Origin of the sequence: Streptomyces coffeae, from assembly GCF_016741875.1 — a bacterium.
In the GTDB taxonomy this organism is placed as follows: domain Bacteria; phylum Actinomycetota; class Actinomycetes; order Streptomycetales; family Streptomycetaceae; genus Streptomyces; species Streptomyces coffeae.
This window is the reverse complement of sequence record NZ_JAERRF010000005.1, coordinates 349,401-363,520: the sequence shown is the minus strand read 5'-3', so window position 1 is coordinate 363,520 and position 14,120 is coordinate 349,401. Positions and strand designations below refer to the sequence as shown.

The 14,120-nt window shown below is 69.8% G+C and carries 12 protein-coding genes; 5 read left to right on the top strand and 7 right to left on the bottom strand.

Annotation, left to right across the window (positions count from 1 at the left end):
- Positions 1-172: 172 nt before the first annotated feature.
- Genes tkt through pgl form a run of 5 tightly spaced genes read left to right on the top strand, consistent with a single transcriptional unit; the run spans position 173 to position 6,781 of the window.
- A complete protein-coding gene (tkt, locus tag JK363_RS10900) occupies positions 173-2,266 on the top strand; it encodes a transketolase (protein ID WP_201874275.1) in 2,094 nt (697 codons plus the stop codon).
- Positions 2,267-2,299: 33 nt separating this feature from the next.
- The gene (tal, locus tag JK363_RS10895) at positions 2,300-3,418 is read left to right on the top strand and encodes a transaldolase (protein WP_201874274.1); all 1,119 of its coding nucleotides are present in this window, start codon (positions 2,300-2,302) and stop codon (positions 3,416-3,418) included.
- 5 nt (positions 3,419-3,423) lie between these two features.
- A complete protein-coding gene (gene zwf / locus JK363_RS10890) occupies positions 3,424-4,950 on the top strand; it encodes a glucose-6-phosphate dehydrogenase (protein WP_201874449.1) in 1,527 nt (508 codons plus the stop codon).
- Positions 4,947-6,002, top strand: coding sequence for a glucose-6-phosphate dehydrogenase assembly protein OpcA (gene opcA, locus JK363_RS10885; RefSeq protein ID WP_236075662.1), 1,056 nt, complete (start codon positions 4,947-4,949; stop codon positions 6,000-6,002). Before zwf ends, opcA begins: the two co-directional genes overlap by 4 nt.
- Positions 5,999-6,781, top strand: a complete 783-nt coding sequence (gene pgl / locus JK363_RS10880; protein WP_201874273.1) for a 6-phosphogluconolactonase — start codon at positions 5,999-6,001, stop codon at positions 6,779-6,781. Before opcA ends, pgl begins: the two co-directional genes overlap by 4 nt.
- Before the next feature lie 84 nt (positions 6,782-6,865).
- On the opposite strand, the gene pgi is transcribed toward pgl, so the two are convergent.
- The 7 genes from pgi to gap form a co-directional block, all read right to left on the bottom strand.
- A complete protein-coding gene (pgi, locus tag JK363_RS10875; RefSeq protein WP_201874448.1) occupies positions 6,866-8,518 on the bottom strand; it encodes a glucose-6-phosphate isomerase in 1,653 nt (550 codons plus the stop codon).
- A 52-nt stretch (positions 8,519-8,570) separates the two neighbouring features.
- Entirely contained in the window at positions 8,571-9,821 is a 1,251-nt protein-coding gene (locus tag JK363_RS10870) for an MFS transporter (protein ID WP_201874271.1), read from the bottom strand.
- Positions 9,822-10,009: 188 nt separating this feature from the next.
- Positions 10,010-10,345, bottom strand: coding sequence for an RNA polymerase-binding protein RbpA (locus tag JK363_RS10865; protein ID WP_201874269.1), 336 nt, complete (start codon positions 10,343-10,345; stop codon positions 10,010-10,012).
- 262 nt (positions 10,346-10,607) lie between these two features.
- Positions 10,608-10,835 carry a preprotein translocase subunit SecG gene (secG, locus tag JK363_RS10860; RefSeq protein ID WP_201874267.1) on the bottom strand — a complete coding sequence of 76 codons (228 nt, stop codon included), beginning with the start codon at positions 10,833-10,835 and terminating at the stop codon, positions 10,608-10,610.
- Positions 10,836-10,947: 112 nt separating this feature from the next.
- Complete coding sequence (gene tpiA, locus JK363_RS10855) at positions 10,948-11,724, bottom strand: triose-phosphate isomerase (RefSeq protein ID WP_201874265.1); 777 nt, start codon at positions 11,722-11,724, stop codon at positions 10,948-10,950.
- Between the two features lie 5 nt (positions 11,725-11,729).
- Positions 11,730-12,932, bottom strand: coding sequence for a phosphoglycerate kinase (locus tag JK363_RS10850; RefSeq protein WP_201874263.1), 1,203 nt, complete (start codon positions 12,930-12,932; stop codon positions 11,730-11,732).
- An 81-nt stretch (positions 12,933-13,013) separates the two neighbouring features.
- Positions 13,014-14,018 (bottom strand): type I glyceraldehyde-3-phosphate dehydrogenase, encoded by a 1,005-nt coding sequence (gene gap, locus JK363_RS10845; RefSeq protein WP_201874261.1) that lies wholly within the window; start codon positions 14,016-14,018, stop codon positions 13,014-13,016.
- Between the last annotated feature and the right edge of the window lie 102 nt (positions 14,019-14,120).

Sequence of the window (14,120 nt, the reverse complement as noted above, 5' to 3'; positions counted from 1 at the left end):
TTCCGATCACTCCGCGCAACCGTCACAGGGAATGCGGCGAGCCCCCTGATTCGTTCCCTGTCCGTCGGGTGGAACTCGAAAAGATGACCGTCCCTCCAGGGGTAGGCTCGACAGCGCCGGTGTGCACTCGGTCACCGGATAGCGACAGTGTGGAGAGGAGCCCTGACTCAGGGTGAGCACCAAGCCGACTACCACAGACCTCGAATGGACCGATCTGGACCAGCGGGCCGTGGACACCGCCCGCGTCCTGGCCATGGATTCCGTGCAGAAGGTCGGTAACGGCCACCCCGGCACGGCCATGAGTCTCGCGCCCGCCGCGTACCTGCTCTTCCAGAAGCTGATGCGGCACGACCCCTCCGACGCCGACTGGGCGGGCCGCGACCGGTTCGTGCTGTCCCCGGGTCACACCAGCCTCACTCTCTACGTCCAGCTGTACCTGGCGGGCTTCGGTCTGGAGCTCGAGGATCTGAAGGCGTTCCGCACCTGGGGCAGCCTCACCCCGGGTCACCCGGAGTTCGGCCACACCACCGGTGTGGAGACCACCACCGGTCCGCTCGGCCAGGGCATCGCCAACGCGGTGGGCATGGCGATGGCCGCTCGCTACGAGCGCGGTCTGTTCGACCCGGAGGCGCCCGAGGGCGCCTCCCCCTTCGACCACACCATCTGGGCGATCGTCTCCGACGGCGACCTGGAGGAGGGCATCTCCGCCGAGGCGTCCTCACTCGCCGGCCACCAGAAGCTGGGCAGCATCGTCGCCCTGTACGACGACAACCACATCTCGATCGAGGGCGACACCGCCACCGCGCTCTCCGAGGACGTCCTCAAGCGCTACGAGGCGTACGGCTGGCACGTCCAGCGCATCGAGCAGTCGCCCAACGGCGACTTCGACATCCACCAGTTGCACGCCGCGCTGAAGGCGGCGCAGGCCGAGACCGAGCGCCCCTCGATCATCGCGGCCCGCACCATCATCGCCTGGCCCGCGCCCAACGCGCAGAACACCGAGGCGTCGCACGGCTCGGCCCTCGGCGCGGAGGAGGTCGCCGCCACCAAGCGCGTCCTCGGCTTCGACCCCGAGCAGCACTTCCAGGTGGACACCGAGGTCATCAACCACACCCGCGAGCTGGTCGACCGCGGCCGCCAGGCGCACGCCGCCTGGGACAAGCAGCTCCAGGAGTGGCGGAACAACCACCCCGAGCGGACCGCCGAGTTCGACCGGATCACCGCGGGCGAGCTGCCCGAGGGCTGGGAGAGCGTGCTGCCGGTCTTCGAGGCCGGCAAGGACGTGGCCACCCGCAAGGCGTCCGGCCAGGTGCTCAAGGCGCTCGGCGGGGTGCTCCCGGAGCTGTGGGGCGGCTCGGCCGACCTCGCGGGCTCCAACAACACCACGATCGACGCCTCTTCGTCCTTCCTCCCGAAGGACAACCCGCTGCCGGAGGCCAACCCCTACGGCCGCACCATCCACTTCGGCATCCGCGAGCACGCCATGGGCTCGACCATGAACGGCATCGCGCTGCACGGCAACACCCGGGTCTACGGCGGCACCTTCCTGGTGTTCTCCGACTACATGCGCCCGGCCGTCCGGCTCGCCGCGCTGATGAAGCTGCCGGTCACCTACGTGTGGACGCACGACTCCATCGGCCTGGGCGAGGACGGCCCGACCCACCAGCCGGTCGAGCACCTGTCCGCGCTGCGCGCCATCCCGGGTCTGAACATCGTCCGCCCGGCCGACGCCAATGAGACGGCGATCGCCTGGCGCGAGATCACCCGCCGCCACACCGAGCGGCCCGCTCCGCACGGCATCGCGCTCACCCGGCAGAACGTGCCGACCTACGAGGCCAACGAGGGCGCCGCCAAGGGTGGTTACGTCCTGTTCGAGGCCGAAGGGCCCGAAGGGCAGAGCGCGGCGCCGAAGGTCGTTCTGATCGCCACCGGTTCCGAGGTCCAGCTCGCCGTCGAGGCGCGTGCGCAGCTCCAGTCCGCCGGGGTGCCCACCCGGGTGGTCTCGATGCCGTCGGTCGAGTGGTTCGAGGAGCAGGACCAGGGGTACCGCGACAGCGTGCTGCCGCCGTCCGTGAAGGCACGCGTGGCTGTCGAGGCCGGTATCGGCCTGACCTGGTACCGCTACGTCGGCGAGGCCGGCCGCATCGTCTCGCTGGAGCACTTCGGCGCCTCCGCCGACTACAAGGTGCTCTACCGGGAGTTCGGTCTGACTGCCGAGGCCGTGGTCACCGCCGCCCGCGAGTCCCTCGACGCCGCCGGGCGCTGACGCCCGCCATACGACGAGTAGGAGACAATCCCCATGACTGACGCACTCAAGCGGCTGGCCGACGAAGGCGTCGCGATCTGGCTCGACGACCTCTCGCGCAAGCGGATCACGTCCGGCAATCTGGCCGAACTGATCGACCAGCAGCATGTCGTCGGTGTCACCACCAACCCGTCGATCTTCCAGAAGGCGATCTCCGGCGGCGATGGCTACGAGCAGCAGCTCGCCGACCTCGCGGCCCGCAAGGTCACCGTCGAGGAAGCGGTCCGCATGATCACCACGGCGGATGTACGGGACGCCGCGGACATCCTGCGGCCCGTGCACGACGCCACCGGCGGTCAGGACGGCCGGGTCTCCATCGAGGTCGACCCGCGGCTGGCGCACAACACGGCGGCCACCATCGCCGAGGCCAAGCAGCTGGCCTGGCTGGTGGACCGGCCCAACACCTTCATCAAGATCCCGGCCACCAAGGCGGGGCTCCCGGCGATCACCGAGGTGATCGGCCTGGGCATCAGCGTCAATGTCACGCTGATCTTCTCCCTGGAGCGCTACCGCGCGGTCATGGACGCGTTCCTGGCCGGTCTGGAGAAGGCCAAGGCCGCGGGTCTGGATCTGTCCAAGATCCACTCGGTCGCGTCCTTCTTCGTCTCCCGGGTGGACACCGAGATCGACAAGCGGATCGACAAGCTCGGCACCGATGAGGCCAAGGCGCTGCGCGGCACGGCGGCTCTGGCCAACGCCCGTCTCGCCTACCAGGCGTTCGAGGAGGTCTTCAGCTCCGACCGCTGGGCCGCCCTGGACCGGGCCAACGCCAACAAGCAGCGTCCGCTGTGGGCCTCGACCGGTGTGAAGGACCCGGCGTACAAGGACACCCTGTACGTCGACGACCTGGTCGCCCCGGGCACGGTGAACACCATGCCGGAGGCCACCCTGGAGGCCGTGGAGGGCCACGGCGAGATCACCGGCGACAGGGTGCGCGGCACCTACGAGCAGGCCAAGGCCGACCTGGATGCGCTGGCCGGTATCGGGATCTCGTACGACGAGGTCGTCCAGCTCCTGGAGGACGAGGGCGTCGAGAAGTTCGAGGCGTCCTGGAACGACCTGCTGAAGTCCACGGAGGCGGAGCTCAACCGCCTCGCACCTTCGGAGGCGTGAAGACCTTGACCACCAGCAGCAATCCGCTGCGTGACCCGAGGGACCGGCGGCTCCCGCGTATCGCGGGGCCGTCCGGCCTGGTCATCTTCGGCGTCACGGGCGATTTGTCCCGGAAAAAGCTGATGCCGGCGGTCTACGACCTGGCCAATCGCGGTCTGCTGCCGCCGGGCTTCTCGCTCGTCGGCTTCGCCCGCCGCGACTGGGCGGACGAGGACTTCGCCCAGGTCGTCCACGACGCCGTCAAGGAGCATGCGCGGACCCCGTTCCGCGAGGAGGTCTGGCAGCAGCTCGCCGAGGGCTTCCGCTTCGTCCCCGGTGACTTCTCCGACGACGAGGCGTTCAAGACGCTGCGCTCGACCATAGAGGAGCTGGACAAGGCACGCGGCACCGGCGGCAACTTCGCCTTCTACCTGTCCGTGCCGCCGAAGTTCTTCCCCACCGTGGTGCAGCAGCTCAAGAAGCACGGGCTGTCCAACGGACCGGGCGACTCCTGGCGCCGCGCGGTCATCGAGAAGCCCTTCGGCCACAACCTGGAGAGCGCAGAGGAGCTCAACCAGGTGGTCCACGAGGTCTTCCGCCCCAGCGATGTCTTCCGGATCGACCACTACCTGGGCAAGGAGACGGTCCAGAACATCCTGGCACTGCGCTTCGCCAACACGATGTTCGAGCCGATCTGGAACCGCAGCTATGTGGACCACGTACAGATCACCATGGCCGAGGACATCGGCATCGGCGGTCGCGCGGGCTATTACGACGGCATCGGCTCCGCCCGTGACGTCATCCAGAACCACCTGCTCCAGCTGCTCGCCCTGACCGCCATGGAGGAGCCCGCCTCCTTCGAGGCGGACGCACTGGTCACCGAGAAGCTCAAGGCGCTCAGGGCCGTCAAGCTGCCCCGGGAGCTGGGCAAGCACACCGTGCGCGGCCAGTACGCCCACGGCTGGCAGGGCGGCGAGGAGGTGCTCGGCTATCTCGAGGAGGAGGGCATCGACCCGCACTCCAAGACCGACACCTTTGCCGCGATCAAGGTGGAGATCGACAACCGCCGCTGGGCGGGCGTCCCCTTCTATCTGCGCACCGGCAAGCGGCTGGGGCGGCGGGTCACCGAGATCGCCGTGGTCTTCCAGCGCGCCCCGCACTCCCCGTTCGACACCACCGACACCCAGGAGCTGGGGGAGAACGCCCTGGTCATCCGGGTGCAGCCGGACGAGGGCGTCACCATCCGGTTCGGCTCCAAGGTGCCCGGCACCTCCATGGAGATCCGGGACGTGACGATGGACTTCGCCTACGGCGAGTCCTTCACCGAGTCCAGCCCCGAGGCGTACGAGCGGCTGCTGCTCGATGTGCTGCTCGGTGACGCCAACCTCTTCCCCCGCCATCAGGAAGTGGAGCAGTCCTGGCGGATCCTCGACCCGATCGAGGAGTACTGGGACAAGCACGGCAAGCCCGAGCAGTACACGGCCGGGACCTGGGGTCCCAAGGCCGCGGACCAGATGCTCGCACGAGATGGACGGAGCTGGCGGCGGCCATGAACATCGATCTCACGGACACCACGTCCGCCCGGATCAACTCCGCTCTGGTCCAGGCGCGGCGGTCCACCGGCACCCCCGCCACGGGCATGGTGCTGACCCTGGTCATCGTCACCGACGAGGGCAATCACTACGACGCCCTGAAGGCGGCCAGCGAGGCGTCCAAGGAGCATCCGTCGCGCAATCTGGTGGTCATCAAGCGGCCGGGGCGCTCGCCGCGGGATCGCAAGATGGCGCGGCTGGACGCCGAGGTGCGCGTCGGCGGCGAGACCGGCACCGGTGAGACGGTGCTGCTGCGGCTCCACGGCGAACTGGCCAACCACGCCCACTCGGTGGTCCTGCCGCTGCTGCTGCCGGACGCCCCAGTGGTGGTGTGGTGGCCCGAGGACGCCCCGGAGAACCCCAGCGAGGACCTGCTCGGCCAGCTCGCCCAGCGCCGGATCACCGACGCCCAGGCCACCGAGGACCCGGTCGCCACGCTCGGGCTGCGGGCCGACACCTACACCCCGGGCGACACCGATCTGGCCTGGACGCGGATCACCCCGTGGCGCAGTGTGCTCGCGGCCGCGCTCGACCAGAAGCACTCCCCGATCAGCTCCGCGACCGTGGAGGGCGAGGCGTACAACCCGAGCAGTGAGCTGCTGGCGCTGTGGCTCGCCGAGCGGCTGCGGGTGCCGGTGGACCGCCAGGTCTCGGACGGCCCCGGGCTGACCGCGGTCCGGCTGGAGACCGCCGACGGTGAGATCTGCCTGGACCGGGCCAATGGCTCGCTGGCCGAGCTGGCGATGCCGGGCCAGCCGGACCGTCATGTGGCGCTCCAGCGGCGGGAGATGTCGGAGCTGATCGCCGAGGAGCTGCGCCGCCTTGACCCGGACGAGATGTACGCCTCGGCGGTGAAGTTCGGGGTGAGCAAGCTGGGCAAGGCCGCCACCGCCACCCATGCCTCGGCGCCCAAGCCCGGCGACGGCCACGGCAATGGCCAGGCTCGTCCGGTCCCGGCTCCGCCGAAGCACAAGCCCGAGGGCAAGGCCGAAGGCAAGGCGGCGGACGCATGACGGCTCCGCAGGTCGTCGTCCACCGCGACAAGGAGCTGATGGCCCAGGCCGCGGCTGCCCGGCTGCTCACGAAGATCGTGGACGCCCAGGCCGCCCGTGGCTCCGCGTCGGTGGTCCTCACCGGCGGCCGCAACGGCAATGGGCTGCTGACCGCGCTCGCCTCCTCCCCCGCGCGCGACGCGGTGGACTGGTCACGGCTGGACCTGTGGTGGGGCGATGAGCGCTTCCTGCCGGAGGGCCATCCGGAGCGCAATGTCACCCAGGCACGGGAAGCGCTGCTGGACGCGGTGCCGGTGGACCCCGCGCGGGTGCACGCCATGCCCGCATCCGACGGTGCGTACGGCGGCGATGTGGACACGGCGGCCGAGGCGTACGCCGTCGAGCTGGCGCGGGCCGCGCGGCCGGAGAACCACGGCGCGGTGCCGTCCTTCGACGTGCTGCTGCTGGGCGTCGGACCGGACACCCATGTGGCCTCGCTCTTCCCCGAGCTGCCCGCCGTGCGGGAGACGGAGCGGACGGTGGTCGGGGTGCGCGGCGCGCCCAAGCCGCCGCCCACCCGGGTCACGCTGACCCTGCCCGCGATCCGCGCGGCACGGGAGGTGTGGCTGCTGGCGGCAGGTGAGGACAAGGCGAAGGCGGTCACCATCGCGCTGTCGGGCGCGGGGGAGCTCCAGGCCCCGGCGGCGGGGGCGTACGGCCGCAGCCGGACGCTGTGGCTGCTGGACCGGGCCGCGGCGGCGGGGCTGCCGCGCGAGCTGTATCCTCCGGCCTCACCGTGAGCCCGTCCCCGACGCGTTGACGACCGATCCCCCGTGCGCACTGCGCACGGGGGATCGCTGTCTCTCAGGGGATGACCGAAGGGCTCAACGGCCGCGCAGCGCACGGTAGGTGGCGACGAGCTGCTCGGTGGACGGGTCGAGTCCCTCGACCGTCGCGCCCTCGGTGAGGGCGGGCTCCACCCGCTTGGCGAGCACCTTGCCGAGCTCCACGCCCCACTGGTCGAAGGAGTCGATGTTCCACACCGCGCCCTGGACGAACACCTTGTGCTCGTAGAGGGCGACGAGCTGGCCCAGCACCGACGGGGTCAGCTCGGAGGCGAGGATCGTGGTGGTGGGGTGGTTGCCGCGGAAGGTCTTGTGCGCCACCAGTTCCGGCGGCACTCCCTCGGCGGCGACCTCCTCCGGGGTCTTGCCGAAGGCCAGCGCCTGGCCCTGGGCGAAGAGGTTGGCCATCAGCAGATCGTGCTGGGGGACCAGTCCGGGCTCCAGGTCCTCCACCGGCCGGGCGAAGCCGATGAGATCGGCGGGGATCAGCTTGGTGCCCTGGTGGAGCAACTGGTAGTAGGCGTGCTGTCCGTTGGTGCCGGGGGTGCCCCAGACCACCGGGCCGGTCTGCCAACTGACCGGCTCTCCCTGGCGGTCCACCGACTTGCCGTTGGACTCCATGTCCAGCTGCTGGAGGTAGGCGGTGAACTGGGACAGATAGTGGCTGTAGGGCAGTACGGCGTGGGACTGGGCGTCGTGGAAGTTGCCGTACCAGATGCCCAGCAGGCCCATCAGCAGCGGGGCGTTCTCCTCCGGCGGGGCGGAGGTGAAGTGTTCGTCGATCAGATGGAAACCGGCCAGCATCTCCCGGAAGTGGTCCGGGCCGATGGCGATCATCAGGGAGAGGCCGATCGCCGAGGCGTAGGAGTAACGCCCGCCGACCCAGTCCCAGAACTCGAACATGTTGGCCGTGTCGATGCCGAACGCGGAGACCTTCTCCGCGTTGGTCGACAGCGCCACGAAGTGCTTGGCGACGGCCTCCGGTCCGGCCCCCAGACCGGTCAGCAGCCAGTCGCGGGCGGAGGTGGCGTTGGTGATGGTCTCGATGGTGGTGAAGGTCTTGGACGCGACGATGAACAGCGTCTCGGCCGGGTCCAGATCGCGCACCGCCTCATGGAGGTCGGCGCCGTCCACATTGGAGACGAACCGGAAGGTCAGCGAGCGGTCGGTGTAGGAGCGCAGCGCCTCGAACGCCATCGCCGGGCCCAGATCCGAGCCGCCGATGCCGATGTTGACGATGTTCTTGATGCGCTTTCCGGTGTGACCGGTCCAGTCGCCGGAGCGGATCCGGTCGGTGAAGACGGCCATCTTGGCGAGCACCGCGTGCACATCCTGGACGACGTCCTTGCCGTCCACCGTGATGACGGCGGAGCGGGGTGCCCGCAGCGCGATATGCAGCGCCGCCCGGTCCTCGGTGGTGTTGATCTTCTTGCCGCGGAACATCGCGTCCCGCAGCTCGGCCACCTCGGTGGCGCGGGCCAGCTCGCGCAGCAGCCGCAGCGTCTCGTCGGTGACCAGATGCTTGGAGTAGTCCAGATGGAGGTCGCCGACCTGGAGGGTGAGCCGGCGCCCGCGCCCGGGGTCGCTTGCGAACAGCTCGCGCAGATGCGCGTCACCCAGCTCCTTGCGGTGTGCGGCCAGCGCCTGCCACTCGGGCAGCTGGTCGAGCCTGCTGCGGCCTTCTGCGTTCATCTCGGACATCAGCCCACTTCTCGTCGGTGCCTGTACCCCGCCGGCCACCAACCTAATTGATGCCGGACCGCATTCCCGGAACGAGGGCCACCAGACCGCAGGCGAACAGCGCCGCGGCAGCCAGCGCCGGGCTGTTCAGCCCCCAGGCCTCGGCGATCACCCCGCCGAGCAGGGCACCGAGCGGCGTACCGGCGACGGTCAGGGTGCGGAACGCCGCGCTCACCCGGCCCAGCATCTCGGCGGGGCTGCGCTGCTGCATCATCGTCACCTCGGTGACGTTCCAGACCATTCCGGCGAAGCCGAACAGGCCCATGGCGGCGACGGCCACCGGCAGACCGCGGATGGTGCCGAGCGCGACCAGGGCGGCGAGCTGGGCCGCGCCGCACACCACCAGGGAGCGGATCCGGCCCAGCCGGTCGGTGATCCAGGCGGCCACCAGCCCTCCGGCCACGCTGCCGATCCCGTAGACGGTCACCACCACGGCATAGCCGGTGTTCCCCGCGTCCAGCCAGCCGGTGACGATCAGCACCAGGGTGGCGATGAGCGCGCCGATGCCGATGTTGACCAGCATGGTGCAGCCGCACAGCGACCTCAGGACCCGGTCCCGCCACAGCAGCCGGATGCCCTCGGCGATCTCCTGGCGCAGAGTGCGGCCCGCCGGGCGCGGGGCGCGCTCGGGGGCCGCGACCCCGAGCGAGGCGACCAGGAGGGCGGCGAGGAGATAGGTGGCAGCGTCCGCCCAGAACGGCACCGCGGCGCCGAGCCCCAGCAGCACCGGCAGCAGCGGGGCGCCCACGAACCGGCCCATCACCTCCTGCCCGGTCATCAGCCGGGCGTTGGCCCGGCCCAGCGCCTCCTGGCCCACCACCGACGGCAGCAGGGCGGTGGCGGCGTTGTCGAAGAGGGTCTGGAGGGTGGTCAGGGCGAAGCCGAGGGCCAGCAGCAGCCCGATCGTGGCGTGGTCCAGCCAGACGGCGACGGCGAACCCCGCCATCAGGGCGGCCCGCACCGCGTCCACCGCCCACATCGCCCGCCGCTGGTCGACCCGGTCCGCGATGGCCCCGCCGATCAGCCCGAAGAGCAGCCAGGGCAGAAAGCCGCAGGCGGTCACCAGCGACACCAGCACCGGTGAATCGGTCAGCGAGACCGCCAGCAGCGGCAGCGCCGCCCCGCGCAGCGCGTCCCCGAAGCGGGAGACCACGGCGGCCGTCCACAGCCGCCCGAACCCCCCGCGCCAGGCGGGCGCCGCCGGTTTCCCGCCGCCCCGCTCCCCCTCGCGCTCCCCCGCTTCCACCGCGCTCATCGGCGCCCCTCCCCCCATGGGCGGCGCCCCGGCCGCCGCACCCCCGTGAATCAGCACCCCCGACCGTAGCCCCCGCCACTGACAACGGCCCCGGGCATGGACGACGGCCCGGCCGCGCACCCCCTGCGAGGGTGCCCGGCCGGGCCGTCGTACGCGCTGCTCGGTCGGCGTGCCGCCTGGATCTCGCCCTAGATCTCGCCCCGGAGCTTGGCCAGCGCCTCGGCGAGGATCGCCTCGCCGTCGGCATCGCTGCGCCGCTCACGCACATACGCCAGATGCGTCTTGTACGGCTCGGTGCGCGGCGGGTCCGGCGGGTTGTCCCGGTCCTTGCCGGCGGGGAAGCCGCACCGCGGGCAGTCCCACGTGTCCGGGACCTGCGCGTCGCTGGCGAAACTCGGCTGAGTCTCGTGTCCGTTCGAGCACCAGAAGGAGATGCGCAGGCGCGGAGCCGATTCGCCTCGCTCGGCTTCTCCCATCGGCCCCGCTCCGACCCGACTTCCACGGATCGCGTTGCCACTTGCCACGGTCGTAACTCCCTGCGTGATGGTGCCGCGAAGCTTCGATTGTTCGGCCTCGCTGCCCGGCGCCCCAGTCTACGTAAGGCCCAACGCGCGTCCAGTGAGAGGAGTTACACCCACCACCGAGGACGCCACCCCCATGATAAGCCGCCCTTGGCCCACTGACGGACGGAACGTCAGTTATCGGATCCCGGTCGGCGGACGAACGGCCCCTGGCCGAAGGCCCGGCTGGCCTCACTGCGAGCTCCAGTCGAGCTCCAGTCGAGCTTCAGTCGAGCTTCATCAGGAGGCCGAGGACAACGATGCAGACGAACCACAGCAGCCCGACCACGATGGTGATCCGGTCGAGGTTGCGCTCGGCGACCGAGGAGCCGCCCACCGAGGACTGCATACCGCCACCGAACATGTCGGACAGGCCGCCGCCCTTCCCCTTGTGCATGAGCACCAGCATCATCATCAAAAGGCTGAAGATGATGAGGGCGATCGAGAACCCCATGATCACAGCTGGACCAACTCTCTCGGGCAGTTACGGACGTCGGGGGCCGGATGGCGCGATCGCACCACCACGACCCCCGACAGGGTACGACGACCCGTGCGCTAGGGCATACTCACTGGTCGCGGAAACGGACGATCTTGACGAATTCCTCGGCGTCCAGCGCGGCACCGCCGACCAGGGCGCCGTCCACATCCGGCTGGGCCATGATCGCGGCCACGTTCCCGGACTTCACCGAGCCGCCGTACTGGATCCGGACCTTGTCGGCCAGCTCCTGGCTGTAGAGCTCGGCCAGCCGGGCGCGGATCGCCCCGCAGACCTCCTGGGCGTCCTCGGGGGTCGCCACCTCGCCGGTGCCGATCGCCCAGACCGGCTCGTAGGCGATCACGATGGTCTCGGCCTGCTCGGCCGGGATCCCGGCCAGACCGCCGTCGACCTGCGCGAGGGTGTGCGCGACCTGGTTGCCCGCCTTGCGGACCTCCAGGCCCTCGCCCACGCACAGGATCGGGGTGAGACCGTACCGATAGGCCGCCTTGACCTTGCGGTTGCAGATCTCGTCGGTCTCGTCGTGGTACTGACGCCGCTCGGAGTGGCCCACGACGGCGAAGGCGCAGTTCAGCTTGGCCAGCATGGCGCCGGAGATCTCTCCGGTGTAGGCGCCGGAGTCGTGCTCGGACACGTCCTGGGCACCGTACTTGATCTTCAGCCGGTCGCCGTCGACCAGCGTCTGCACCGACCGGAGATCGGTGAAGGGCGGCAGGACCGCGACCTCGACGGCCTCGTAGTCCTTGTCGGCGAGGGCGAAGGCGAGCTTCTGGACATGGGCGATGGCCTCAAGGTGGTTGAGGTTCATCTTCCAGTTGCCCGCCATCAGCGGAATACGGTCACTCACGGTGTTCAGTCCTCCAGTGCGGCGAGGCCGGGGAGAGTCTTGCCCTCGAGATATTCGAGGCTTGCGCCGCCGCCGGTCGAGATATGGCCGAAAGCGGATTCGTCGAATCCCAGGATGCGGACGGCCGCTGCCGAGTCGCCGCCGCCGACCACGGTGAAGGCGGGGCTGTCGATCAGGGCCTGGGCGACGGCCCTGGTGCCGTCGGCGTAGTCGGGGTGCTCGAAGACACCCATCGGACCGTTCCAGAAGACGGTGGCGGTGTCGGCCAGCTTGGCGGCGTACACCTTACGGGTCTCCGGACCGATGTCCAGGCCCTGCCGGTCGGCCGGGATGGCGTCGGCGGACAGCACCTCGGGGTTGGCCGGGGCCTTCGTCTTCAGGTCCGGGAACTCGGCGGCGGCCAGGACGTCGACCGGGAGCACAAACTCCACCCCGCGCTCCTCGGCCCGGCGCAGATACTCGCGCACCACCGGGACCTGGTCCTCCTGGAGCAGCGAGCCGCCGACCTCGTGGCCCTGGGCCTTGAGGAAGGTGTAGGCCATACCGCCGCCGATCAGGATGCGGTCGGCCTTCTCCAGCAGGTGGTCGATCACGCCCAGCTTGTCGGAGACCTTGGCGCCGCCGAGGACCACCGCGTAGGGCCGCTTGACGTCCTCGGTGAGCTGCTTCAGGACGGTCAGCTCCGCGGCGATCAGATCGCCCGCGGCGTGCGGCAGCCGCGCCGGGAGGTCGTAGACGGAGGCGTGCTTGCGGTGCACCGCGCCGAAGCCGTCGCCCACGTAGAGGTCGGCGAGGGCGGCGAGCCGGTCGGCGAAGGCGCCGCGCTCGGCGTCGTCCTTGCTGGTCTCACCGGCGTTGAAGCGCAGGTTCTCCAGCAGCGCGACCTGGCCGTCGGCGAGCCCCTCGACGGTGGCGCGGGCGCTGTCGTCCACGGTGTCGGTCGCGAAGGCGACCGGCTTGCCGAGGAGTTCACCGAGCCGCCGGGCCACCGGGGCCAGCGAGTACCGCGGATCGGGGGCACCCTTGGGACGGCCGAGGTGCGAGGCGACGATGACCTTGGCGCCCCGGTCCAGGAGCTTGGTGATCGTCGGGACGGCGGCGCGGATCCGGCCGTCGTCGGTGATCGTCTCGCCGTCGAGCGGGACGTTCAGGTCGGCGCGGACGAACACCCGCTGCCCGCTGACCTGGAGATCGTCAATCGTCTTCACAGAATGGCTCCTTGATCATGGAAAAGGGACCCGCTGCGACAGCGTCGTAGCGGGCCCCTTTCCTCGCTCATCGCGACAGCGTCAGAGCTTGCCGCCGACAAAAACGGTCAGGTCGACCAGGCGGTTGGAGTAGCCCCACTCGTTGTCGTACCAGCCGACGACCTTCACCTGCTTGCCCTGGACCATGGTCAGGGAGGAGTCGAAGGTGCAGGAGGCCGGCCAGTTGACGATGTCCGAGGAGACGATCGGGTCCTCGGTGTACTCGAGGACCCCCTTGAGCTGGCTCTCGGCGGCCTTCTGGAAGGCGGTGTTGATCTCGTCCTTGGTGACCTCGCGGTCGAGCTCGAGAACGAGGTCGGTGACCGAGCCGGTCGGGACCGGGACGCGCATCGCGATGCCGTCCAGCTTGCCCTTGAGCTGCGGCAGGACCAGGGCGGTGGCCTTGGCGGCGCCGGTGGAGGTCGGAATGATGTTCTCCGCGGCGGCGCGGGCGCGGCGCAGGTCCTTGTGCGGGAAGTCCAGGATGCGCTGGTCGTTGGTGTAGGCGTGGACCGTCGTCATCATGCCCTTGACGATGCCGAAGTTCTCGTCGAGGACCTTGGCCATCGGCGCCACGCAGTTGGTGGTGCAGGAGGCGTTGGAGATGACGTCGTGTGTGGCGGGGTCGTACTTGTCCTGGTTGACGCCCATCACGATCGTGATGTCCTCGTCCTTGGCGGGCGCGGAGATCAGGACCTTCTTGGCGCCGGCGGTGAGGTGCTTGGCGGCGTCCTCGCGCTTGGTGAAGATGCCGGTGGACTCGACGACGATGTCGGCACCGAGCTCTCCCCACGGGAGGGCGGCCGGGTCACGCTCGGCCATGGTCTTGAACGTCTGGTTGCCCACCGTGATGGTGTCCTCGGTGTGGCTGACCTCGTGCTTCAGCCGTCCGAGGATGCTGTCGTACTTCAGCAGGTGAACCAGGGTTGCGTTGTCGGTCAGGTCGTTGACACCGACGATTTGGATGTCCGCGCCCTGCTCGAGAAGTGCGCGGAAGTAGTTGCGGCCGATGCGACCGAAGCCGTTGATGCCTACGCGGATCGTCACGAACCGATCTCCTCGTGAGGTATGCCGGGCTGCCCGGCGAGCTTATGTGGATGTCCCCGACCGCCTCCGACCCTACCGCTATCACGAGACGTACGTGACATT